Source organism: Mesorhizobium salmacidum (SeqCode), from assembly GCF_037179605.1.
GTDB lineage: Bacteria > Pseudomonadota > Alphaproteobacteria > Rhizobiales > Rhizobiaceae > Mesorhizobium > Mesorhizobium salmacidum.
The window spans coordinates 23,887-46,611 of sequence record NZ_JAPYKS010000031.1 but is presented as its reverse complement, the minus strand read 5'-3'; the positions used below and the strand labels follow the sequence as shown (position 1 = coordinate 46,611).

20 protein-coding genes are annotated in these 22,725 nt (G+C 64.3%); 11 read left to right on the top strand and 9 right to left on the bottom strand.

Annotated features, from left to right (window positions below):
- Positions 1-110: 110 nt before the first annotated feature.
- Positions 111-809, top strand: coding sequence for an LssY C-terminal domain-containing protein (locus tag O7A60_RS28005; protein ID WP_337108957.1), 699 nt, complete (start codon positions 111-113; stop codon positions 807-809).
- 16 nt (positions 810-825) lie between these two features.
- Here the strand turns inward: O7A60_RS28005 and O7A60_RS28000 are convergent, their stop codons facing one another.
- On the bottom strand, positions 826-1,848 hold the full coding sequence (locus O7A60_RS28000) for a zinc-dependent alcohol dehydrogenase family protein (protein WP_337108956.1): 1,023 nt from the start codon (positions 1,846-1,848) through the stop codon (positions 826-828).
- A gap of 118 nt (positions 1,849-1,966) precedes the next feature.
- On the opposite strand from O7A60_RS28000, the gene O7A60_RS27995 reads away from it, so the two are divergent.
- Both O7A60_RS27995 and O7A60_RS27990 read left to right on the top strand, forming a co-directional pair.
- Complete coding sequence (locus O7A60_RS27995; protein ID WP_337108955.1) at positions 1,967-2,881, top strand: LysR family transcriptional regulator; 915 nt, start codon at positions 1,967-1,969, stop codon at positions 2,879-2,881.
- Positions 2,882-2,961: 80 nt separating this feature from the next.
- Positions 2,962-4,272, top strand: coding sequence for a hemolysin family protein (locus tag O7A60_RS27990; RefSeq protein WP_337108954.1), 1,311 nt, complete (start codon positions 2,962-2,964; stop codon positions 4,270-4,272).
- A gap of 22 nt (positions 4,273-4,294) precedes the next feature.
- Here O7A60_RS27990 and O7A60_RS27985 read toward each other — a convergent pair whose 3' ends face one another.
- The 4 genes from O7A60_RS27985 to O7A60_RS27970 form a co-directional block, all read right to left on the bottom strand.
- Positions 4,295-5,614, bottom strand: a complete 1,320-nt coding sequence (locus tag O7A60_RS27985; RefSeq protein WP_337108953.1) for an HlyD family type I secretion periplasmic adaptor subunit — start codon at positions 5,612-5,614, stop codon at positions 4,295-4,297.
- A gap of 1 nt (position 5,615) precedes the next feature.
- On the bottom strand, positions 5,616-7,352 hold the full coding sequence (locus O7A60_RS27980; protein WP_337108952.1) for a type I secretion system permease/ATPase: 1,737 nt from the start codon (positions 7,350-7,352) through the stop codon (positions 5,616-5,618).
- 35 nt (positions 7,353-7,387) lie between these two features.
- Positions 7,388-8,869 (bottom strand): endo-1,3-1,4-beta-glycanase EglC, encoded by a 1,482-nt coding sequence (gene eglC / locus O7A60_RS27975; RefSeq protein ID WP_337108951.1) that lies wholly within the window; start codon positions 8,867-8,869, stop codon positions 7,388-7,390.
- 330 nt (positions 8,870-9,199) lie between these two features.
- The gene (locus O7A60_RS27970) at positions 9,200-10,126 is read right to left on the bottom strand and encodes a DMT family transporter (RefSeq protein WP_337108950.1); all 927 of its coding nucleotides are present in this window, start codon (positions 10,124-10,126) and stop codon (positions 9,200-9,202) included.
- A 179-nt stretch (positions 10,127-10,305) separates the two neighbouring features.
- On the opposite strand from O7A60_RS27970, the gene O7A60_RS27965 reads away from it, so the two are divergent.
- Positions 10,306-10,710, top strand: a complete 405-nt coding sequence (locus O7A60_RS27965) for a YciI family protein (protein WP_337108949.1) — start codon at positions 10,306-10,308, stop codon at positions 10,708-10,710.
- Positions 10,707-11,966 carry an RNA polymerase sigma factor gene (locus O7A60_RS27960; protein WP_337108948.1) on the top strand — a complete coding sequence of 420 codons (1,260 nt, stop codon included), beginning with the start codon at positions 10,707-10,709 and terminating at the stop codon, positions 11,964-11,966. The genes O7A60_RS27965 and O7A60_RS27960 overlap by 4 nt, the downstream gene beginning before the upstream one ends.
- A gap of 220 nt (positions 11,967-12,186) precedes the next feature.
- Here the strand turns inward: O7A60_RS27960 and O7A60_RS27955 are convergent, their stop codons facing one another.
- Positions 12,187-12,792, bottom strand: a complete 606-nt coding sequence (locus O7A60_RS27955) for an NADPH-dependent FMN reductase (protein WP_337108947.1) — start codon at positions 12,790-12,792, stop codon at positions 12,187-12,189.
- Positions 12,793-12,882: 90 nt separating this feature from the next.
- On the opposite strand from O7A60_RS27955, the gene O7A60_RS27950 reads away from it, so the two are divergent.
- A complete protein-coding gene (locus O7A60_RS27950; protein ID WP_337108946.1) occupies positions 12,883-13,251 on the top strand; it encodes a winged helix-turn-helix transcriptional regulator in 369 nt (122 codons plus the stop codon).
- Between the two features lie 471 nt (positions 13,252-13,722).
- Here O7A60_RS27950 and O7A60_RS27945 read toward each other — a convergent pair whose 3' ends face one another.
- Positions 13,723-14,118, bottom strand: coding sequence for an acyl-CoA thioesterase (locus O7A60_RS27945; protein ID WP_027143305.1), 396 nt, complete (start codon positions 14,116-14,118; stop codon positions 13,723-13,725).
- A 117-nt stretch (positions 14,119-14,235) separates the two neighbouring features.
- On the bottom strand, positions 14,236-15,177 hold the full coding sequence (locus O7A60_RS27940; RefSeq protein WP_337108945.1) for a phosphoribosylaminoimidazolesuccinocarboxamide synthase: 942 nt from the start codon (positions 15,175-15,177) through the stop codon (positions 14,236-14,238).
- Between the two features lie 204 nt (positions 15,178-15,381).
- On the opposite strand from O7A60_RS27940, the gene O7A60_RS27935 reads away from it, so the two are divergent.
- The 3 genes from O7A60_RS27935 to O7A60_RS27925 are packed head-to-tail and all read left to right on the top strand — an operon-like array spanning position 15,382 to position 19,123.
- Positions 15,382-16,998: a GMC family oxidoreductase gene (locus tag O7A60_RS27935; RefSeq protein WP_337108944.1), complete on the top strand. Its 1,617-nt coding sequence runs from the start codon at positions 15,382-15,384 to the stop codon at positions 16,996-16,998.
- Positions 16,995-18,209: a mandelate racemase/muconate lactonizing enzyme family protein gene (locus O7A60_RS27930; protein ID WP_337108943.1), complete on the top strand. Its 1,215-nt coding sequence runs from the start codon at positions 16,995-16,997 to the stop codon at positions 18,207-18,209. Before O7A60_RS27935 ends, O7A60_RS27930 begins: the two co-directional genes overlap by 4 nt.
- Positions 18,206-19,123 carry an NAD(P)-dependent oxidoreductase gene (locus O7A60_RS27925; protein ID WP_337108942.1) on the top strand — a complete coding sequence of 306 codons (918 nt, stop codon included), beginning with the start codon at positions 18,206-18,208 and terminating at the stop codon, positions 19,121-19,123. The genes O7A60_RS27930 and O7A60_RS27925 overlap by 4 nt, the downstream gene beginning before the upstream one ends.
- A 343-nt stretch (positions 19,124-19,466) precedes the next feature.
- Here the strand turns inward: O7A60_RS27925 and O7A60_RS27920 are convergent, their stop codons facing one another.
- Positions 19,467-20,405, bottom strand: coding sequence for a diacylglycerol/lipid kinase family protein (locus O7A60_RS27920; RefSeq protein WP_337108941.1), 939 nt, complete (start codon positions 20,403-20,405; stop codon positions 19,467-19,469).
- A gap of 734 nt (positions 20,406-21,139) precedes the next feature.
- On the opposite strand from O7A60_RS27920, the gene O7A60_RS27915 reads away from it, so the two are divergent.
- Together O7A60_RS27915 and O7A60_RS27910 are read left to right on the top strand one after the other, a co-directional pair.
- Positions 21,140-21,574 (top strand): DUF4383 domain-containing protein, encoded by a 435-nt coding sequence (locus tag O7A60_RS27915; RefSeq protein ID WP_027143311.1) that lies wholly within the window; start codon positions 21,140-21,142, stop codon positions 21,572-21,574.
- A gap of 6 nt (positions 21,575-21,580) precedes the next feature.
- Positions 21,581-22,711 (top strand): hypothetical protein, encoded by a 1,131-nt coding sequence (locus tag O7A60_RS27910; RefSeq protein ID WP_337108940.1) that lies wholly within the window; start codon positions 21,581-21,583, stop codon positions 22,709-22,711.
- The last annotated feature ends 14 nt before the right edge of the window (positions 22,712-22,725 follow it).

The window sequence follows — 22,725 nt, the reverse complement described above, 5'->3', positions numbered from 1 at the left end:
TTCATGGGCTTTGTCAAACTTGCCGCTATCGCTATCTGGCTCAGGTAGTTAAATCGTCACTACGCCCTAGGATGACGAAGGCATGGTGGCCGCAACGAGACAGTGAGTAGATGACCCACAGAAGTCTTCGGCGACGCATTGCGATCTGGATACCGGCCTTATTGGCCGGGTATGCGGCGCTCGCCTATGTCGCCGCGCCGGAATTCTGGACGTTCCGCGATCGCGGCTTTCGCAACCAGCGCTTCGAGATGGTCACCCACACGCCGCAAGGCATTCCCGGCGACCCCATCAATGTCGGCCTGGTCGGCACGGAGAAGGAGCTGGTGCACGCTTTCGCCGCCGCCGGCTGGGACACCGCCGACGCCGTCACCTTGAGGACCGCCATCGACATCGGCGAAAGCGTCCTGTTTTCCCGGCCCTATCCCGACGCGCCGATGAGCCGCCTGCTGTTCGAGGGCCGCGCCCAGCAACTCGCTTTCGAAAAGCCGGTCGGCGACAGTGCCGACCGGCGCCACCATGTCCGCTTCTGGCGGACGGATACGGTCGGCGACGACGGAAGGCCACTCTGGCTGGGCGCCGCCAGCTTCGATCGCGGCGTCGGCTTGAGCCACGACACGGGCGCCATCACCCATCATATCGGTCCCGACCTCGATGCCGAACGCGACTTTGTGATCGGCGATCTCAATGCCGCCGGCCTGTTGCTTTCAACCAGTGACGTGGCAGGCATCGGCCCCACTCGGGCCGGCCGCAATGGCGGCGGCGACCCCTATTTCACCGACGGCACGGCAATCGTCGGCGTGCTGAGGTAATTGCCGTGACCGGAGATCAGGCCGTAGTGATGACGATCTTGCCGAACGGCCCCTTCTCGAGATGCTCGAAGGCCCGCGGCACCTCGTCGAACCCAAAGATCTTGTCGATGACCGGCTTGATCGCCAGCGCCTCGATCGCCTGGTTCATCCGTTCGAAGGCGCGGCGGTGGCCGATCGAAATGCCTTGCACGACAATCCGGTTGCGCAGGAAGGGCACGATCGGAAAGCTGAGCTCCATGCTGCCCAGGAGGCCGATGATCGACAGCCGGCCGTCGGCGGCCAGTGCGTCGAGCGAGCGCCGCGCATTGTCGCCGCCGACCATTTCGAGGATATGGTTGACGCCGGCGCCACCTGTCAGCTCGCGCGCCGCCTCGTCCCATGCCGGCCGGGCGCGATAGTTGATCACTTGCCAGGCGCCGAGCGTCTTCGCCCACTCGAGCTTGCCGTCGCTGCTTGACGTGACGATGGCGCGCAGGCCGAAGGCGTGGGCGAATTGCAGCGCAAACAGGGAGACGCCGCCCGTGCCCTGGATCAGAATGGTCTGGCCAGGCACCGGTCTTGTCGCCTCGGCCATGGCGAACCATGCCGTCAGCGCCGCGATCGGCAGCGTCGAAGCCTCCGCATCGCTGAGCGATGGCGGCGCCAACACAGCGGCGTCCTCATGCAGGAGCAGGTAGTCGCTCAACGTGCCGGGCAGCGACGATCCCAGCGTGTGGTGATGCAGCACTGGCGGCGCATCGCCATCCGGCCAGTCGGCAATCACGTGCCCCAGCACGCGCTGGCCGGTCCGGAAACGGCTGACATCGCCGCCGACCGCCACCACTTCGCCAACCGCATCCGATGTCGGGACGAACGGAAAGCCAAGGTCGGGGATCAGCACGCCATCGACGATCATCCTGTCCTTGTAGTTCAGCGATATGGCCTTGATCCGCACCAGCAGGTCATGCGGCCCGGGCTCGGGAATCCTCCCTTCGGCCAATTCCAGCCTGGGCAGGCCGAAGCCGGTCATCCGCCAGGATCTGTTGATGTCGCTGCTCATTGTGTCTGCTCCCGATTGCATGGCGATATTTACGCTGTTTCACTGTGGAAAAAAGCGCTTCTATGATCCATAATTGGAAACGAGCTGGTGATCAGATTTCTACAATGGGAATAGATCGATGGAATCCGCGGATCTGCAAGGCATCGTCGCCTTCGTTCAAACGATCGAGGCAGGAAGCTTCACCGGCGCCGGAGAGCGGCTGCGCGTGACGAAATCGGCGGTCGGCAAATCGGTCGCGCAGCTGGAACAGCGGCTTGGCATTCGCTTGCTCAACCGCACCACGCGCAGCCTCAGCCCGACAAGTGAAGGCCTGTCCTATTATGAAGCCTGCGTCAGGGCGCTGTCCGAGATCGAAGCCGCCCAGGCGCTGCTTGCCTCGCGCCGGCAGGTGCCCTCGGGCCGGCTTCGGGTCGACCTGCCCTCGGCCTTCGGCCACCGCTGCGTGGCGCCCGTGCTGTTCGACATTTCCAGGCGATTTCCCGATCTGGCCATGGAGATTTCCTTCAACGACCGCCGCGTCGATCTCATCGAGGAAGGCATCGACCTTGCGATCCGCATGGGCGACCTCGACGACAGCCTGTCGCTCGCCGCACGCCGGCTCTATACCCAGCGTTCGGCCATATGCGCCGCCCCCGCCTATCTCGACAGAAACGGCAGACCACGGACGATCGAGGATCTCGCCGGCCATGACCTGATCGGCTACACCCGCAACGGCGTCGCCCACGCCTGGAGCATCAGGCAGGCCGATGGCCATGTCGCGAAGTTCACGCCGCGGGCAAGGCTGGTGCTCGACAATGGCGAGCCGATGCTCGGCGCGGTCCTTGCCGGTTGCGGCATCACCTTCCTGCCGACCTGGCTGGTGGCGGACAGCCTCAGGAGCGGCGCGCTCGAAATGGTGCTGGTGGACACGCTGGTCGAAAACATTTCCGTCCATGCGATCTGGCCGGTGACACGGGCCTTGACGCCCAAGGTGCGGGTCGTCGTCGACGCGCTGGTCGCGCATTTCTCATCGCCACCCTGGGACGCCGTCTGATCGCCCCGCATCCGCCGTCATCTTTCTAAAATGGTCGCCGACTATTTTCGAAAGCCGTGCGGCAATGCTATTGAGCCCTCATGCTATACGTTGAAATCGCCACCGTGGTCGTCCTCATCTGCGTGAACGGCCTTCTGTCGATGTCCGAACTCGCCATCGTCTCGTCGCGGCCGGCTCGCCTGAAAGCGATGATCGACCGTAACGTCAAAGGCGCCGGCCGCGCTTTGGCGCTTGGTTCCAACCCGGGCAAATTCCTGTCCTCCGTGCAGATCGGCATCACGCTGGTCGGCGTGCTCTCGGGCGCCTTTTCCGGCGCCACGCTCGGCCAGAGGCTGGCGCAATATCTGACTTCGACAGGCATCCGCGAGAACATCGCCGATCCGCTCGGCGTCGGCATCGTCGTGGCCATCATCACCTATGCCTCGCTGATCATCGGCGAGCTGGTGCCCAAGCAGATTGCGTTGCGCGATCCCGAGCGGGTCGCGGCCCGCGCGGCCCCGGCAATGACCATCCTTGCCTCCGTCTCGGCCCCTCTGGTCTTCCTGCTCGATATTTCGGGCCGTTCCGTGCTCTGGCTGCTCGGCCATCGCGGCGAAAGCGAGGAAAAGGTCACCGACGAGGAGATCAAGATGCTGGTCGCCGAGGCCGAGCATCACGGCACCATCGAATCCGACGAGCGGCGCATGATCGCCGGCGTCATGCGACTTGGCGACCGCGCCGTGCGCGCCGTCATGTCGCCGCGCACCGATGTCGACTGGATCAACCTGCAGTCCGACGAAGCCACGATCCGCAAGCTTCTGATGGACACCCAGCATTCGCGCCTGCCCGCCGGCGACGGCGGGGTCGACGCCATGATCGGCGTCATCCAGACACGCGACGTGCTGGCCGCACTGCTCGGCGGCCGCGCGCTCGACCCGCGCAAATATGTGCGCGCGGCACCCATCGTGCACGACCAGGCCGATGCGCTGGACGTGCTGCAGAAGCTGAAGGAGAGCAACGTGCCGATGGCGCTGGTGCATGACGAATACGGTCACTTCGAAGGCATCGTCACCCCCGCCGACATTCTGGAAGCCATCACCGGCGTCTTCCGCTCGGACCTCGAGGCCGGCGAGGAAGAAAACGCCGTCCAGCGCGATGACGGCTCATGGCTGCTCGCCGGCTACATGCAGGCCGACGAGATGGCCGAGGTGCTGGGCATCGACCTGCCGGAGAACCGCGACTACGAGACCGTCGCCGGCTATGTGCTGTCGCACATGCACCATCTGCCGGCGACCGGCGAATGCGTCGACGCGCAGGGCTGGCGCTTCGAGGTGGTCGACCTCGACGGCCGCCGCATCGACAAGCTGATCGCCACCCGCCTGCCCAGCGGCCACCGCGAGATGGCACGCTGACCGTTCAAATGTCCAAGGCGATCTACTGCTCCGCGAAAGCGCGCGCGAATGAATCGAGCATCGGCCGCGCGAGATACTCGAAAAAAGTCCGGTCGCCGGTGCTGATGAACGCCTCGACCGGCGTCCCGGGATAAAGTTGATCACGCCTCACGCCGGGCGGCAGGTCGGCGGCAATCGTCAGCTTCGCGCGGAAATAGGGCTCACGCGTGGTCTGGTCGATGAGCCGATCCGCCGAAATCTGCGTCACTGTGGCTGAAACCTCTGGCGTGAGCCGCGAGTTCAACGCGGACAATCGCAGTTTCGCCGGCTGGCCGATACGGACCTGATCGATGTCCTTCGGCCGCAGCTTCGCATCGACGACCAGGCCCGACGCAGTGGGCAGGATCTCCATGATCTTCTCGCCCGGGGCAATCACGCTGCCCTTGGAATTGTAGGTCGACGAGACCACGATGCCCGCTGCCGGCGCCTTGATCGTCGTGCGCCGCAGCACCGCCTCCGCCGCCCTGATCTGTTCGTCGACATCGGCCAGATTGGAGCGAACGTCGTCCAGTTTCGTCAGCGCCTCCTCGACGCGTTGCGTGGTCAGGCGCTCGGTCTGCTCCTGGCCTTCCACGATCTGGGTGTTGGCCGTCGCGAGATTGGCCTCCAGCGCTCCGGCTTGCCCGACGAGATCGGCCTCGCTACGCAATAGCTGGGAGTATTCGGTACGGTTGGTGAGGCCCCTGTCCAGCAAGCCGGTCTTGATGCCGAGTTCCTTCTTTACGACTTCGGCTTGTTGCTGAACGGCCTGTTTCTGGGCCTGTAACCCCACCACCGACTGCCGGTGCATGGCGACCCGTTGTGCCAGGATCGATTTCTCCGACCGGAACCGGGCGAGCCTGGCGTCGAATTCCTTTTGCTGTTCTCGAATCAGGGTCTCGAAATCGGGCTGGAAAGGTGCCGGCGCCGCTTCGGTGATTGGCGCCAGCCTGTCCAACCCGTCGCGTTCCGCCTCCAGCCGCGCCGCACTCGCCCTGAGCGCGATCGACTGTCTCGTCAGCCGGTTGAGTTCGGCCTGCGCGGCCGTTGGGTCCAGAACGATCAGATCCTGGGCCAGTTGCACGCGATCGCCTTCATGGACCAGTAACGCCTGGACGATACCGCCCTCGCGATGCTGGATCTGGATGTTTCCGCCGGTTGCCGAGATCGTGCCTTGCGTGATCACCGCTCCCGACAAGGGGGCGCTCACGGCCCAGTAGCCGAAGCCGCCCGCCAGCAGCGCTATGGCGGCATAGCCGGTGAGGGCCACGCGTCTTATGTCGGTGCGTGGCTGACTGTCCCAGGCGAGGCTCCGTGTCGTCATCTCAGGATCCGAAACTGCCACCCGCGCGGATCGTCGGGGCGAACGACCCGGTCACCACCGTGCTCTGCTGGACCGCCTTGCCGGTGACCGACCGCCGCAGCACCTCGCCGCTTGGACCGAAGGCTTCGATCATGCCGCCGCGCAAAAGCATCACGCGGTCGCAAGCAGCGGCGATCGAAGGCTGATGGGTGATCGCGACGACCGTGACGCCCGCCGTCCGTGCGGCCGAAAGCACCGCCTCGAGCGCAGCCTCGCCGCTACCGTCGAGATGGGAGCTGGGCTCGTCGAGCACCAGGAACCGCGGATTGCCGTAGAAGGCGCGCGCCAGCCCTATTCGCTGGCGCTCGCCGCCCGACAGCGCCCTGTCCGACGGGCCGATCATGGTCTGGTAGCCATCGCGCTGCGCCAGGATCAACTCATGCACCTGGGCGCGCTTTGCCGCCTCGACGATCGCTCCGTCGTCCGCCTCCGGGTCGAAGCGGGCGACGTTTTGCGCGATCGATCCTGGAAAGAGCTCGACCTCCTGCGAGAGGTAGCCGATATGTTTTCCGAGCTGGCTTTCGTCCCAGGTCCCGAGGTCGGCGCCGTCGATCCTGATTGAGCCGCCGGTCGGTTGGGCGGCACCCACGAGCAACCGCGCCAGCGTCGATTTGCCGGCGCCGCTCGGGCCGACGATGGCCAACGCTTCGCCGGCGCCGATCGCAAAGGTCAGCCGCTTGAGGAGGGGCTCCGTGCCGGGTCGGGCATTCGGCGCCATGAAGAAAACGTCCTGCGCGGAAATCGCGCCTGCCGGATCGGGCAGGATCAGTTTTCGCGACCCGGCCGGACGTGTAGCAAGCGCCTTTTCCAGCCGTGCCCACGCCCGCCGGGCGTCGGCGATCTGCCGCCAGGCGCCGATCAGCTGGTCGAGCGGCTGCAGCGCGCGCGACGAGACCAGCGACGAGGCGAAGATCATGCCGGCCGTCATTTGCCCTTGAAGCACCAGCCATGCGCCGGCGCCGAGGATCGCCAGTTGCAGCATCATGCGCAACGCCCGCGAGGCGCCGCTGAAGATCGCATTGGCGCTCGAGGAACGGTCATGGAAGGTGAGCGCCGCCCCTACATGCCGTCCCCAGACCCGCGCGGCGTTCTCCACCATACCCATGGCACGCAGCGTCTCCGCATTGCGGGCAAAGGCCTGTTCCGCCTGGCTGGCCAAGGCCGAACGCTCCGTGGACAAGGCATCGTTCCTGCCGATGGCAAGCTGGTTGGCCACGACCAGGAAAAGCAGAAGCACCGCGCCGGCGACCGTCACCCAGAACAGCACCGGATGGATGAGATAGAGCAAGGCGAGGAAGACAGGGGCGAAGGGCAGGTCGAACAACACCGCCACGCCGCGCGACCTGATGAAGGCGCAGACCGAGGCGAGGTCGCGCAGCGGCGAAAGGCCGCCGGCATATCTTGCGCCGAGCGAAACGGCGAAGGTACTGGCACCCAGTTTGCGGTCGACGGTCGCCGCGACGCGCTGCGTGTAAACGGCGCGGATCGCGTCCAGCAGCCCGAGGAAGGCGAGCGCGAGAACCGCGATGGCCGAAAGATAGACAAGCGTCTCGACGCTGGAGGACGGCAGCACGCGATCATAGACCTGCAACAGGTAGAGCGGAATCACCAACAGCAGGATGTTGATCAGCAGCGAGAAGACGCCGACATCGGCGATGGCGCGCATGAAGACCGGCCGCAGGCCGAAGGGTCCAGTCATTTCCGCATTTCCCGCCGCTGCATGATCCCGAGACCTTACACGTGGCCCCCGAATTCGGAACCGCCGTGCTGCGTGCTGCTGGCGATGCTGTGCGTGGCGGTGCTGCTGGTGAGGTGCAGAGCGCTCGCCGGCGCGTTGTCCAGCGTATAGGCGCGGATGTAGTCGATCTTCATCTCGGCAGGCGTCGCCAGATGATCGGGAGGCGCGCCGGCAATGCCGCCGACCGCGAGATCGGCCAGCATGTACATTGGCTTGTGCATATCGGATGGCGTCGCCGTTTCCGCGACCTGGACACCGTCATAGGTCCAGACGAGCTTGTCCGGCGTCCACAGCACACCATAGGTGTGGAAGCCGGCGGTATCCATGGTATTCACCGTCAACGTCACCTTGGTGTGCGTTCCCGTTTCATTCGAGTGCGCCGTCATGATCAACGAGTTCGGGTCCTGTCCGCGCGTTTCGATCACATCCAGTTCCGGCGGCCACGAGCCGTCTGCCGGCAGCAGCCAGAAGGCCGGCCAGGCGCCGGCGTTCTCGGGCAGGTCGGCGCGCATTTCGAAATAGCCGTAGGTCTGCGAGAAAGTGCTGTGTGTGTTGAGGATGCCTGACGTGTATTCGTAATTGTTGATCAGGGGCTTGATATTGGCCGGCGCCTGCGCGGCAGTGATGGTCAGCACGCCGTTGTTCACGCTGAACGGATGGACGGAGCTCGTCGGCCCGTAATTGGCGTCGATGTACCATTGCAGCTCGCCATTGCTGGTCAATGTGCTGCCGTTCGGCGCCCCCCATGAGAAATTGGTATCCCATGTGCCACCCTGGGCATTGTGAAGATTGAGCGTGTTGAAATCGTCGCTGAAGGACAGCTTCATTCCGGACATGTCGATCGGCAACTGGAACTGGTTGGAATGCAGGTTGTCGACGGTTGTATCCTTGAACTCGAGGATCTCGCCGGATCCGAGGTTCAACAGCACGTTCGATCCTGCTTGGACCATGTTCGAGTGGATGGCGTCGAACGATGTGAATCCATAGCCATTGAGGCGGACGGTGTCGGTGGCGGCAAAATTGGCGATCAGGTCGCTTCCGTTGCCTTTCGAGATGATAAAGGTGTCGTAGCCGCCGCCGCCGTCGATCAGAACGTCGTTTCCCCGGCCGCCGTCCAGCGTCTGGTGCCCGGCCGTGGCGGTGATAATGTTGTCCAACCCATTTCCGAAGGCGTAGTTATTGGGGTTTGTGACAATGAGGTTCTCGACATTGTCGGGGAGCTTGTAGCTCATCCATGTGCTGATCGTGTCGATGCCTGCGCCGGCGGCCTCGGCCACCTTGTTGCCCGCCCCATAGAGGTAATAGATGTCATCGCCCGTGCCACCGTGCATCGTGACGTTAGCACCGCCTACTCCCCAGAAGGAATCGTTTCCGGGGCTGCCATACATGTCCGGCCCGGCCCCTGTCGCTGAGTACCAGTGGTTGGACGTGCCGCTATAGGGAAGAGGAACACCCACGGCGTTGACGAAGAAGCTCATCGGACAAATCCTCCTCGCGATGCCGGGCCAGCTCGAATCGTTCGATACGAACTTCGGATGGCCGCATTGGATCAATGCTGAAAGGAACGATATCGTTCCCGGGAATCATTACACAATTGACCATAACATCGATCTTTCGGAAGGCTATACTTATTATCTTGGAAAAGAGTGCCGGTTAACTGCGGCTATTTAGTAAAATTGTGTATAAACCAGAAATTGCAAAGGATCTACTTAGATGAAGGATCTACTTGGATGAAGGGTATCCACCCGGCTCATCGCCGCCTGCCTTCTCGGCGCCGGATCCTGCGGTGGGGCGGGAAGCCTTCGCCCTCAGACAGCGGCTTCGATCGGCTCGGCAAGCCTGGGATTTGAACGTGCCGCGATCAGGCAACTGGCCACGATGAGGCCCGCTCCCGCCAGCGTGGTCCAGGTCACCGCCTCGTCGAAGAAGAGGAAGCCAAGCGCGATCGCCCAGATGAAGGCGGAGTATTCCGTCGGAATCAGATACTGCGCTTCGGCCCGCGCGTAGGCCCAGCTCATCAGGAACTGGCCGGCGAGCGACAGTGCCGTCACTCCGGCCAGCGGAAGCCAGAGCTCGCGCGGCAGGGCAATGGCGAGCCAGGGTGCGGCGAGACCGAGGATGACCGCCACGCAAAGGTTCTGGAACAGCATGATCTCGATCGGTTTGGCCAACAGCGCCTGCTGCCGCGCAAGGATCAAATTGTAGGCATAGAACACCGTCGACACCAGCACCGCCGCCGTGCCGAGCAAGGCATCCCTGGCATGGCTTGTCTGCCCGAACTGGCCGCCCACGATGATCGCGACGCCCGCAATGCCGGCCAGCGAGGCCCAGATCGCCTGGCGCTGGATTCGTTCGCCCAGCAGCAGCGCGGCCAGCAGCAGGGCAAACAGCGGCGCTACGAAACTGAGCCCGATCGCCTCCGCCAGCGGCAGCCGGGCGAGCCCCCAGAAGAAGGACAGCAAGACAACGCCGACGACCGCGGCACGCAATACGTGCAGCCTGAGCACGGAAGGCGTGGGCAGCGTGCGCGGCCCCGCCGACCAGCCGGCGCCCGCAACCACGGTCGCAAGCATGCTGCGCCACAGCACAGTGTTGTAGACGCCGACGGCGATGACGAGGACCTTCATCGCCGCGTCCATCCCCGACAGAAGGAAGATGCCGAGCGCGCAGACAAGCACCGGGACCATGGGAGAAACGGCGCCTGCCGGGTGGGATGACTTCACGAGGTCCCTCATGTGATGGATCGCAGCCGGATATATCAGGGCCGACCGGCGGGCCAGATGGCAGCCCCGCCGATATGGCGGTCCACGTTGCTGCCTGGACAATCGGGACATGAACTTTCTGGCCACGCGTGTCGATTTCAGCCTTGCCCGTTCGTCATATCATTGAACCAACCCAACCAAGGAGAAAGACCATGCGGTTTATGATGCTGATGATCCCCGGCGGCTACGCGGACGCCGCGCCCGATGTCATGCCCAGCGCCGAGGCGGTGGAAGGGATGATGAAATACAATCACGAGCTGAAGAAAGCCGGCGTGTTGCTGGCGCTCGACGGCCTGCATCCGCCATCCTCCGGGGCGCGGGTCAGCTTCAAAGGCGGCAAGCCTGTGGTCGTCGATGGCCCCTTCGCCGAGGTCAAGGAAGTGCTGGGCGGCTATTGGGTGATCGATGTACGCTCGCGCGACGAGGCCATCGAATGGGCCCGCCGCTGCCCCGCGGGGGAGAATGACGTGATCGAAATCCGCCAGGTCTTTGAAATGAGCGAATTTCCCGAGGACGTCCAGAAGGTAGCGGACCGCCTCGGCAGGCTGAAGGATTGACCCCCAACGCAACCATCGAAGCCGTCTGGCGGATCGAGCAGCCGAAGCTCACCGCCAGATTGGCACGCACTCTCAGGGATGTCGGGCTGGCCGAGGAAATCGCGCAGGACGCCTTCCTGCTGGCGCTGGAGCGCTGGCCTCGCGACGGCATTCCGCGCAATCCGGCCGCCTGGTTGACGCAGGTCGCCAGGAACCGCGCGCTCGACCGGCTGCGCCGCACCACCATGATCGACGGGAAGCATCGCGAACTCGCCATCGATCTCACCGAGCTGGAGCGCGAGATGCCCGACATCGAGGCGGCGCTTGATGAGGATATCGACGACGACCTGCTGCGGTTGATCTTCACCGCTTGCCATCCCGTCTTGCCGGCCGAGCAACGTGCCGCACTCGCCTTGCGGCTGCTGGGCGGACTGTCGACGCCGGAGATCGCCCGCGCCTTCCTGGTGCCCGAAGTCACCGCCGCTCAGCGCATCGTGCGCGCCAAGCGAAGCCTTCGCGATGCCGCCATCCCATTCGAGACGCCGCGTGCGCAAGAGCGCCGCGAACGCCTCAGTGCTGTGCTGGAGGTGGTCTATCTCATCTTCAATGAGGGCTATGTGGCCACCGCCGGACCGGACTGGCTGCGCGCCGATCTGTGCGGCGAAGCGCTGCGCCTCGGCCGCTCGATGGCGGCGCTGATGCCGGATCAGCCCGAGGTGCAGGGGCTGGTGTCGCTGATGGAATTCAATGCCTCCCGCTTCGCGGGTCGCACCGGCGGGGCGGGCGATCCGATCCTGCTGCTCGACCAGGATCGCGGCCGGTGGGATTGGTCGCTCATCCGGTGCGCCCTCGACGGCCTGAACCGCGCCATGCTCCTGACATCAGCGCCCGGACCCTATCTGCTGCAGGCGATGATCGCGGCCTGCCATGCCCGCGCGGTGACTGCCGCCGACACCGACTGGATCGCGATATCGGCCTACTATCAGGCGCTTGCGCTCACGGCCCCCTCGCCCATCGTCGAAATCAATCGCGCCGTGGCGGTCGGCATGGCGTTCGGCCCGGCGCAAGGCCTTGCCATCGTCGAGGCGCTGAGGGACGAGCCGCGCCTGCAAGACTCGCATCTCCTGCCCACGGTGCGCGGCGATCTCCTGCAGAAGCTCGGCCATCAGACGGAAGCCAGCGCCGCGTTCCGCCACGCCGCCAAATTGACCGGCAACGACAGGGAACGCGCCCTGCTGCTCGCCCGCGCCACGGGGGCAGCCGATCGCGACCTTTAGCTGTCCGTTCGCCGCCAGTTGGAACCGCTCGGGCAGGCTGGCCCTCAGCACGTCCGGTGACAGTTCACTTCCTATGCGTCCGCCGCAACGCCACGCGGTTTGTTTGGTGCGGCGCGGCGTTTCAGGCCCAGCCGCAACTTCTTTGCAAGAACCCCCAACGAAAAAAGGGCGGCGCAAGCACCGCCCCCGTAGCCTTGGGAGGACAATCCGATCCGGCGGATCAGGCCGCCTGGGCTTCCCCGGCGATAGCATCGGCGGCACGAGCGGCCTTCAGCACCTTGGCCCACCAGGCGACGTCGTTGACCAGCGCGGCGGCGGCCTGATTCAGGTGCTCGAGATCTTCGAGCTTCTTCTCGCCCTGGCGGACGGCAAGGAAATCGCCCCAGGCGATATGGACGGCGGACTTGACCGGCGCCATCTGCAATTCGACGGCGTGGAGACGAAGCTGTTCGACAGCGCGCGAGCCTCCGACACTGCCATAGCCGACAAAACCGGCCGGCTTCTTGTTCCACTCGTTGGCGGCGTAGTCGATGGCGTTCTTCAGCACGGCAGTCGGGCCGTGATTGTACTCGGCGGCGGTGAAGATGAAGCCGTCGAATCCGGCGACCTTCTTCTGCCAGCGCTGTGCGACTTCGTTCTGCGACGGCGCCCAGGCGGAAGACGCGACCTCATCGAAGAAGGGCAGCGGAAAGTCGCGCAGGTCGACGATTTCGACATCGATATCGGCATGTGCCTTGGCGATCTTGGCGATCCACTGCGTCGGCACGTCGGCGAAGCGGGCGGCGCGCGTCGAACCGATGACAATGGCGATTTTGGGCTTGGGCATAAGGGGCTCTCCTTGCGGGAATTTTTGGTATCGTTTGGATACCGGCGCTATATGTGATAGTGACAAACCGGCGCGCAAGGAGGCACGTTTTTGTTACTGAGGCACCCGCATAACACCGAGGACTGCCGGGCCGTGTCGGAGATCCTGCAGCGCGTCGGCGACAAATGGACCGTGCTCGTGGTCGGCAAGCTTGGCGGCGGACCGCTGCGTTTCAACGAGTTGCGCGCGGCCGTCGGAGGCATCTCGCAGAAGATGCTGACCACCACCTTGCGCGGCCTGGAGCGCGACGGCTTCGTCACCCGCAAGGTGTTTGCGACCATACCGCCACGCGTCGACTACGAGTTGACCGAGCTTGGCCACGAGTTGCTGGTCCCGGTCGGCGCGCTCGGCGAATGGGCCCGCAAGAACACCCAACGTGTCCAGTCGGCGCGCGCCAAATTCGACGAGATGCAAGCCTGAAGTCCTTGCGCGGCAAGGAGTCCGGAGTTTCGCACCGAGCGGCGCTTCGCGTTGCAGACGAAGTCATGGTTCCCTGAACGAGAAGTCTTGGTTCGCCGAAGAGATCCGGGAATTTGTCCATGGCGCTCAGGTGTGCTCACGCGCGTGGCGGTGACCACATTCCAAAGGCAGCCGGTCAGGCTCTTCGCGCCATGGCCCCCAAGGCGTCGGGCTGCAGATCGTGCACGTCGCTGTCCGCTCCTTCGCACCAGCCGTGTCATGCAGACAGGCGGTGCGCCCAAGGTCCTGTTTGACTTCGGCATAAGCAGTTATGGCGAGCGCGGCGAGAGCCGCCGCAAGCCAGCCGTTCAATAGGTGTTGACGCATTGTCTTCCTCCGAGGCCCGCAGAATTGGCCGTGGAGGCAACGGCAGGATGTCGCTGACCGCATCGCACGGGCGATGTTACAAATGTCCGGATTGGCGGTATCGAATCAGCTTTCGGCTGGAACGGCCTTCGGCTTGCCCTCGCCGTCCAGTGCCACCATGATGAAATCGGCGTGCGTGACTTTTTCCATCAGGTCGGAGAGATAGCGCTGCGCCCAGGCCTCGACCTTGAGCGTCATCGAAGTGCGGCCGACGCGTTCGACATGGGTGTAGATGCACAGCGTGTCGCCGATCTTCATCGGCTTGGCGAAGGACATCTCCTTGACCGCCGCCGTCACCACGCGCCCCCTGGCGCGCTCGGCGGCGCGGATGCCGCAGGCAAGGTCCATCTGCGCCATCACCCAGCCGCCGAAAATGTCGCCGGCGGCATTGGCGTCCGAAGGCATGGCCAGAGTGCGCAGCGTCAGGTCCCCGATCGGCCGTCCATCCGCGTACTGCACCATGCGAGAAATTCCTCGATATCGATTGCCTGCGATCCCGTAGCGTCACGGCGCGGACGCGTCAACGCGCCACTGGACCGCCGACGCGCACCGGGCATCGGGGCAAAGCCTGCTTGGCGGCTAGAAGAAGCGCGCGAGATTCGAGCGGATGCGGGCGAGAACGGTCTCCCCGGCAAGGTCTGGCACGAAAGCCCTGCCCGTGATCGCCTCGTAGGCCCGGGCGTAGACGCTGGAGGCCTGTTCGACGATCTCGTCCGGAATCCTCGGGATCGGGTCCTTGTAGGGATCGCAGCGCGCCGTTACCCACGAGCGGATGAAATCCTTGTCGAAGCTCTCCGGTCGCGTGCCATCAGCCAGCGCCTGTTCGTAGCTCCTGGCGATCCAGTAGCGGCTGCTGTCGGGCGTGTGGATTTCGTCGGCGAGAATGATCGTCCCGTCCCTGTCGGTACCGAATTCGTATTTTGTGTCGGCAAGGATCAGGCCGCGCTCTGCGGCGCGCGCCTGGCCGCGGGCGAACAGCTTCAGGGCGTAACTCGAAACTGTGTCCCACTGCTCCTGCGTAAGAAGACCCTGCTCGATGATCTCGGCCCTGGACAGCGGCTCGTCATGGCCCCCATCCGCGGCCTTGCTGGTCGGCGTGATGACCGGCTCGGCCAGCTTCTCATTGTCGCGCAGGCCGTCCGGCAGGCGCATCCCGTACATCTCCCGTTCGCCGCGCCGGTAGCGGGTCAGGATCGAGGTGCTGGTGGTCCCGGCCAGATAGCCGCGCGTGACGATCTCGACCGGCAGGATGTCGAGCCTTGTGCCGACGACCACGTTCGGGTCGGGATATTCCAGCACATGGTTCGGACAGATATCGGCCGTTTCCTCGAACCAGTACCGCGCCGTCTGCGTCAGTATCTCTCCCTTGAACGGGATCGAGGTCAGGATGATGTCGAAGGCGCTGAGACGGTCGGTGGCGATGATGATGCGCCTGCCGTCGGCAAGGTCGTAATTCTCGCGGACCTTGCCTTTGTAATAGGCCGGCAGTTCGGGAATGAAAGCATCCGACAGGACACGCATGGGTTCTCCTGCCTTGCGCAGAGTGGCCGATGCCCTCGCATAGTCCGTCGACCCCATGCATATCAAGCGTGATTGTCGGTATTCCCGGCAACCCGGCTGGATATACCAGTCGCTTTTTTCACAACCGATGCCGGAAGGCCCGGCGACTTGGCGGACCAGCCGCGCCTAGGCTGGTGCCACATTCAGGAGCCACCGACGTCCACCATGCAGACCTACGATTTCATCATTGTCGGCTCCGGCTCGGCCGGCTCCGTCCTGGCCGACAAACTGTCGGCCTCTGGGCGCTTCTCGGTCCTGGTGCTGGAGGCCGGCGGCAGTGACCGGCGCTTTTACGTGCAGATGCCGCTCGGCTACGGCAAGACCTTCTTCGATCCCACCGTCAACTGGAACTACAAGACGGAGCCGGATCCCGGCCTTGGCGGCAATGTCGACCACTGGCCGCGCGGCAAGCTGCTTGGCGGCTCGAGTTCGATCAACGCCATGGTCTGGATCCGCGGCGCGCGCGAGGATTTCGACGACTGGCGCGCCGCCGGCAATCCCGGCTGGGGCTATGACGATCTGTTGCCGGCCTTCAAGGCGCTCGAGGACAACGAGGCCGGCGCCGACCGATGGCGCGGCACCGGCGGCCCGCTGCACATCAGCGATACAGCCAGCGCCGTCCACCCGTTGACCAAGCGCTATCTCGCCGCCGGCCAGCAGGCCGGACTGCCGCTCAATCCCGACTTCAACGGCGCCGCCCAGGAAGGCGTCGGCATCTACCAGATCTCGACCAAAAACGGCCGTCGCATGTCGGCCGCCCGCGCCTTCCTGCGCCCGGCGATGAAGCGCGGCAATGTCCGCGTCGAGACCAATGCGCTGGCAAGCCGCATCCTGTTCGAAGGCAAGCGCGCGGTCGGCGTCGAATATTTGCGGAACGGCCAGACCAGGACGGCCCGCGCCGGCCGTGAAATCATCCTGTCCGCCGGCTCGATCAACTCGCCGCAGCTCATGCAGCTCTCCGGCGTCGGCCCGGCGGCGCTGCTCAAAGGGTTGGGCATCCCGGTGGTGCATGCCAACGAGAATGTCGGCGCCAATCTGCAGGATCACGTCGGCATCAACTACACCTTCAAGGGCAAGCTGCCGACGCTCAACCAGATCCTGCGCCCCTGGTGGGGCAAGCTTTTGGTCGGCATGCAGTACATCCTGACCCGCTCCGGCCCGCTGTCGCTGTCGATGAACCATGGCGGCGGCTTCTTCCGCACCGACCCGGCGTCTTCCCGGCCCAACATGCAGCTCTATTTCCAGGCCTTCTCGACGCTCATCCCGAAAAACGGCGAGCGGCCGATCCTGACGCCGGATCCGTGGCCGGGCTTCTCCATCGGCCTGTCCAACTGCCGTCCATCGAGCCGCGGCGAGATCATGATCCGCTCCAGCAATCCGCTGGATTATCCCAAAATCGTCGCCAACGCCTACTCGACCAACGCCGATGTCGACGAGATGTTGGCGGCGGTGAAATTCGTGCGCAAGATCGCCTCGATGCCCGCCATGGCCGAGATCATCGCCGAAGAGGTGTTGCCCGGCCCGTCGATCCAGTCCGACGCCGACCTGATCACCGATTTCAGGAAGCGCTCCGGCACGGTCTATCACCCGGTTTCGACCTGCCGCATGGGCCCCGACCCCTCGCGATCCGTGGTCGATCCGCGCCTCAAGGTGCACGGGCTCGAAGGCTTGCGCGTCATCGACGCCTCGATCTTTCCCGACAACATCACCGGCAACACCAACGCCGCCTCGGTCATGACCGGGTGGAAGGGCGCCGAACTGGTTCTGGAGGACCACGCATGAAGATCACCGACGTCAAGACCTGGGTTGTCGGCAATCCGCCGCCCGGCATCGGCGGCAAGTATTTCATCTTCGTCAAGCTGACCACCGATGGCGGCGTGGCCGGTTATGGCGAGGCCTACAACGCCACCTTCTCCGCCCACATCACGGCAAAGATGATCGAGGACATGGCCGAGCGTTATCTCGTCGGCCGCGATCCGCACGACATCGAGAATTTCTTCCGCCGCGCCTATTCCTCCGGCTTCACCCAGCGCCCCGACGTTTCCGGCATGGGTTGTTTTTCCGCACTCGAAATGGCCTGCTGGGACATTGTCGGCAAGGAGGCCGACAAGCCGGTCTATAAGCTGCTCGGCGGCCAGGTGCACGAGACGCTGCGCTCCTACACCTACCTCTACCCGCACACCGGCAGCGTGCATTCGGAGGACGCGCCGGACGGCAGGAACGTCTACAACGACCCAGAGATGGCGGCGGCCTGCGCGCTCGAATATGTCGAGCAGGGTTTCAACGCCGTCAAGCTCGACCCGGCCGGCCCCTACACCGCCTTCGACGGCCACCAGCCGCGCCTCATCGACATCGATGTCTCGACCCGCATGATCAAGGCGATCCGCGAGGCGGTCGGCACCCGCGCCGACATCCTCTTCGGCACGCACGGCCAGTTCACCGCATCGGGCGCGCTGCGCATGGCGCGCGCCATCGAACCCTATGATCCCCTGTGGTTCGAGGAGCCGGTGCCGCCTGACATGCCCGAAGTGATGGCGCAGGTGGCGCGTGCGACTTCGATCCCGATCGCCACCGGTGAGCGGCTGACGACGAAATCCGAATTCGCCCGCGTCATCGAGAACCGCGCCGCCACCATCCTGCAGCCGGATCTCGGCCGCTCCGGCGGCATTCTGGAGACCAAGAAGATCGCGGCCATGGCCGAGGCCTACCACATCCAGGTCGCGCCGCATTGCTATTGCGGGCCGATCGTCGGTGCCGCCAACATCCAGCTCGCGGTGACGCTGCCGAATTTCCTCATCCTGGAATCGCTGAAACAGTGGGACGGTTTCCACGCCACGCTCTTGAAGAAGAAGATCGAATGGCAGGACGGCAATGTCATCCCATCGAAGGAGCCCGGCCTCGGCGTGGAGCTCAACGAGGCGGTCTGCGATGCCCATCCCTATACCGGCAAGGACCTGCATCTGCAGATGATGCAGACGCCGTTGATGCCGTGAGCGAAAGCTACGCCTTCATCGGCCTTGGCCATCTCGGCGGCAACCTTGCCGCCAGCCTGCTCCGCAACGGCTTTGCCGTCACCGTTGTCGACCGCGATCCCGCCGCCGTCGAGCGCCTCGTCGCGCTTGGCGCCACGGCCGCCAACAGCCCGGCCGAAGCGGCCGCCCGCGCCGGCAATGCCATCACGTGCCTGCCCTCACCGAAAGTCAGCGAGGCGGTGCTGGCTGGTCCGGGCGGGTTGCTGGAAGGTCTGCCCAAGGGCGGCACATGGATCGAAATGTCGACCAACGGCCGCGACGAGATTTTACGGCTTGCCGCCCTCCCCTCGGCCAAGGGCGTCGAGACGCTCGAATGCCCGGTCACCGGCGGCGTGCATCTGGCGGCGGTCGGCAAAATCACCGCGCTGGTCGGCGGCGATGCCATCCTCTACGAGCGCCACCGCCCGGCGATCGAAGCCATGTGCGCGAAGTCTTTCCTGATGGGCCCGATCGGCTCGGCGGCGGTGATCAAGGTCATCACCAACATGCTGGCCTTCATCCATCTGGTCGCCGCCGGCGAGGCGCTGATGCTGGCCAATCAGGGAGGGCTCGATCTCGCGCAGAGCTACCACGCCATCGTGGCCTCCTCCGGCAACAGCTTCGTGCACGAGACCGAAAGCCAGTTGGTGCTGAACGGCTCCTATGACATCGGCTTCACCATGGACCTGGCATTGAAGGACCTTGGCTTCGCGCTCGCCATGGGCAGGGATTTCGGCGTTCCGCTGGAGCTCGCATCGCGGGTCGACGCAATCTTTCAGCAGGGCAAGGCTGCCTTTGGCGGCAGTGCCTGGTCGACCCAGATCGTCAAGCTGCTGGAAGACGCGGTCGGAACCGATCTTCGTGCGCCGGGTTTTCCGGCCAAGCTGGAGGTTTGAGCAACATGAGCCAGCAAATGAAATCAATGCGTTGGGCAAGAATCTAGAATCATAGCCGCAACAACTTGAATCAGAGCTGCAACATCTCGACTGGTTTCCCGAGCGAGAGTTTCGATCGGATTGCATACCGCGGCGATTGGCGGAAACACCCTCCCCTTCGTCATCCTCGGGCTTGACCCGAGGATCCATGCCGTAACATCAAGGCGTTGCAACGGTGCTGTTCCGCCGCACTCTTCGGCCAGGTCGCGGCATGGATCCCAGGGTCTCCGCGACGGAGCTTCGCTCCTGCTTCGCCCAGGGATGACGACGTTGTGGGACGCTCTTCCCCCGGCAACGCCTCGCTTCAATATCTCACCATCAACGCCCCGGGCAGGATCTCGAAGGTCGCCGGTATGCGCCCCGGCGACTCGCCGTCTATGTCGATCAGCGCGCCGTTCTTTTCCACATCGCCGAGCGGTTCGACCACCACCTTCCTGCCGCGCAGGATGGTGATGGCGGGATGGCTGCGATGCCTGCCGCCATAGAGCAGCCTGATATCCCAGATCAGCTTCAGCTTGCCGGCCGCGCGCAGGATGACGATGTCGAACTGCCCATCGGTCAGCTCCGCATCGGGCGCGATCATCATGCCGCCGCCGAAGAATTTGCCGTTGGCCACCGCCACCAGCGCCATCCGCGCCTCGACCGGCGTGGCGTCGTCGACGGTGATCCGTACGTCCTGGAAGCGGTAGCGGATGAACTCGACCACCGTGCGCCACAGGAACAGCGCCTTGGCCGACATCCTGCCCTTGCGCTTGTCGGCATTGACAGCACGGTCGGTGGCGCCCGACAGGCCGAGGCTGGCGATGTTGATGAAGTGCCGGCTGGCCAGCGCGCCATGATCGTCGACATAGCAGATGCGGCCGGCATCGACCGCACTTGCCTTGGCGTCGGCGATCCGTTTCAGCGTTGCGTCGATCTCCTTCGGCAGGCCGAGGCCGCGCGCGAAATCGATGCCGGCGCCGCACGGCAGCAGGCCGAGTTCGGCTGTCCTGCCGCCCTCCTCGCGGGCCTGCAGCAGGCCGTCGGCCACTTCGCTGGCCGTGCCGTCGCCGCCGGCCGCGATCACCAGGTCGAAGCCGTTTGCCGCGAGATCGAGCGCCAGCCGCTCGGCGTCGCCCTCGGCCTGCGTCTCGCGCAGTTCGAAATCGCCGAAGTGCTTTTTCAGCGCGGCGGCGACATCGGGCCAATGCCGTTTCAGCCGGCCGCCACCGGCAATCGGATTGAGCACCACCCCGACCTTCACTACGCATCCTCCCCCGGAAGGCGCCGGACATGCCGCGCCCGATCCTCTGCCGGCCCCGATCCTTTTGCCGGCATTGAAACCCGCGCCTGTCGGCAGAGCAAGGGGGCACCGCCGGTTCGTTCGCCGAAAGGCGGGCAGGCTGTCTAAGGCGTTCGCGCCTGAATTTCCTTGGCTTCTGGCATCGGTCCCCGATAATCCCGCTATCCACAGGGGCGCGGCCATTTCCCAAACCCCTTACCCGGCGTAAGTTCAACCCATCTCAGGCGGCTACCGATCGTCAAGCCGAAAGGCGAAGTGAAAGGCGGATTTCCTGAGGCCCGTACGGCCCGAAGCGAGAGCAGGCTTGCCTGTTCGAGGGACGGAAGCCGAGACCTACGGGGCCGCGGAAAGCGTGCCAACGCCGACGGCGGACCGATGCTGCCATGAAGGACGGCAAAAACCTTCGATGGCACGCAGGGCAAAGCCCGCAAGGGCCAAGACCGGCGTGGTCTGGAACGGACGTCGCCCTCGGGCGGCTTCTGGCAGGACCGTCAAAATCAAGGCCGGCATGGCGCGACGACTTTACGGAAGTTGCTGCCACGACCGTGTCCTGATCTGACAGGGAGGCGCTGGGAGAAATCCCGGCGCCGACTGTTTTTTGGCTCTCCCACACAATTGTTGCGGTGTTTCCGGTTGGGGCTGCAACCGGAAACAAAATCAGCTAACGTTCGACGTCAATTGAAGGGGGATACTTCATGACATTGATCCAGAAGCTTGCCGTCGCTTATGCATTCCTGTTCTTCGCGGTCGTGGCCATCGGCTACATTCCAGCCTTCAACGATGCCGACGGCAACCTGTTCGGCCTGTTCTCGCTGCAATGGTATGACGACCTGCTGCATGCCTTTTCCGGCGTCTGGGCGCTGGCCGCCGCCTTCATCTCGCACCGCCAGGCGGTGTTCTATTTCAAGCTGTTCGGCTCGGTCTATCTGTTCGACGGCGTGCTCGGGCTGATCACCGGCTCCGGCTGCCTCGATGCCGGCATCTTCATCAACGGCTTCCGCTCCCTCAACGACATCGAATTCCCAACCCGATTCTTCGCCAACCTGCCGCACATCGTCATCGGCGGCATCGCCGTCTATATCGGCTTCTGGCTGTCGAAGCGCATCTACGACCACTTCGCCACGGCCTGACCGGCCATGGCCCTGTTTCGCTTGATAAAGCGCATCATCAAGGCGATCCTCTGGCTGATCGTAATCGTTGTCCTGATCCCGATCGCCGGGCTCGCCTATGGCTTCCTGACGACGCCGTCGCTCGACAGGACGCCGCTGCCCGGCATTGCCGACGGCGCGCCGCCCAAGGCGCTGGCCGACAAGGTGCGCGCCGAGATCTCCGGCTACCAGCGGCCTGAGGAATCGACCTTCCTCACCTATCCGGAATGGGCGATCGTCTACGCCGCGCGCGAATATGCCGGTTTCGTCGCCAAGGACCAGCCGAGCGGTTTTCCCTATTGGTCCTATGTCGGCCGCTTCTGGCAGGATTACGCGACGGTGATGCGCGCCAGTTCCGCCTATAAGTTCAACTATGCCAACCACCAGATGCTGGTCATCATCGGCACCAGCCACTCGATCGAGCATATCCTGCAGTGGGCCTATGAGAACACGGTCGGCCGCATCACCGAGGCGGCATCGGGCAAGCGCACCGCCGCCGACATCTACCAGGCCAAGGTGGCGGCGGATTATGCAGGCTTTCTCGACCAGGTGCCGTGGTACCAGTTTCCCTATGCGCAAAAGCGCGCCGGGCTGTTCGCCGTACAGCCGGCGCCTGGTGACAGTTCCATTCGCACCAGCGAACGCAAGCTCGCCTTCGGCCTCGCCGACACCATCAAGCAAGGCTATGCCGACCTCATCAAGAAGGCGCTTGCCGCGACTTCCGACCCGGCCTTCCTCGATGTCCATGTCTGGGCAAAGGGGCCGGTCGGCGAGGCCACCCGCGACGAGCCCGACACCTTGCTGGAACGGGACCTGGGCCCGGACGGCACCATCTTCGTCACCAAGCGATATCAGGTCTTCACCGACATGATCCCGCGGCTGATCGACAAGGGTGTCTCCTTCGTCGAGATCGGTGGCAATGACGAGATCATGGTCACGGTGCTGTCAACCGATTCGATCGCCGTCCCCGAAGGCATGCGCATCCTGTTCAGCTATCCGCTCCCGGCGGATCCCTCGACGCGCCGCACCGGCATGGTCGTGGCCGTGCGCAAGCTGCACCTGGTGTTGCCGTCGCTGATGAAGGCCGGCGCCGGGCTCGAACACGTCTACGACTATTGAGGCGACAGTCCTGC

Bases quoted from the DNA above. Each gene is read 5' to 3' on its own strand.
- O7A60_RS27970 (WP_337108950.1), bottom strand. From the start codon at position 10,126: ATGAGGGACCTCGTGAAGTCATCCCACCCGGCAGGCGCCGTTTCTCCC.
- eglC (WP_337108951.1), bottom strand. From the start codon at position 8,869: ATGAGCTTCTTCGTCAACGCCGTGGGTGTTCCTCTTCCCTATAGCGGC.
- O7A60_RS27930 (WP_337108943.1), top strand. From the start codon at position 16,995: ATGAAGATCACCGACGTCAAGACCTGGGTTGTCGGCAATCCGCCGCCC.
- O7A60_RS27995 (WP_337108955.1), top strand. From the start codon at position 1,967: ATGGAATCCGCGGATCTGCAAGGCATCGTCGCCTTCGTTCAAACGATC.
- O7A60_RS27980 (WP_337108952.1), bottom strand. From the start codon at position 7,352: ATGACTGGACCCTTCGGCCTGCGGCCGGTCTTCATGCGCGCCATCGCC.
- O7A60_RS28005 (WP_337108957.1), top strand. From the start codon at position 111: ATGACCCACAGAAGTCTTCGGCGACGCATTGCGATCTGGATACCGGCC.
- O7A60_RS27915 (WP_027143311.1), top strand. From the start codon at position 21,140: ATGACATTGATCCAGAAGCTTGCCGTCGCTTATGCATTCCTGTTCTTC.
- O7A60_RS27965 (WP_337108949.1), top strand. From the start codon at position 10,306: ATGCGGTTTATGATGCTGATGATCCCCGGCGGCTACGCGGACGCCGCG.
- O7A60_RS27985 (WP_337108953.1), bottom strand. From the start codon at position 5,614: ATGACGACACGGAGCCTCGCCTGGGACAGTCAGCCACGCACCGACATA.
- O7A60_RS27945 (WP_027143305.1), bottom strand. From the start codon at position 14,118: ATGGTGCAGTACGCGGATGGACGGCCGATCGGGGACCTGACGCTGCGC.
- O7A60_RS27990 (WP_337108954.1), top strand. From the start codon at position 2,962: ATGCTATACGTTGAAATCGCCACCGTGGTCGTCCTCATCTGCGTGAAC.
- O7A60_RS27910 (WP_337108940.1), top strand. From the start codon at position 21,581: ATGGCCCTGTTTCGCTTGATAAAGCGCATCATCAAGGCGATCCTCTGG.
- O7A60_RS28000 (WP_337108956.1), bottom strand. From the start codon at position 1,848: ATGAGCAGCGACATCAACAGATCCTGGCGGATGACCGGCTTCGGCCTG.
- O7A60_RS27940 (WP_337108945.1), bottom strand. From the start codon at position 15,177: ATGCGTGTCCTGTCGGATGCTTTCATTCCCGAACTGCCGGCCTATTAC.
- O7A60_RS27955 (WP_337108947.1), bottom strand. From the start codon at position 12,792: ATGCCCAAGCCCAAAATCGCCATTGTCATCGGTTCGACGCGCGCCGCC.
- O7A60_RS27935 (WP_337108944.1), top strand. From the start codon at position 15,382: ATGCAGACCTACGATTTCATCATTGTCGGCTCCGGCTCGGCCGGCTCC.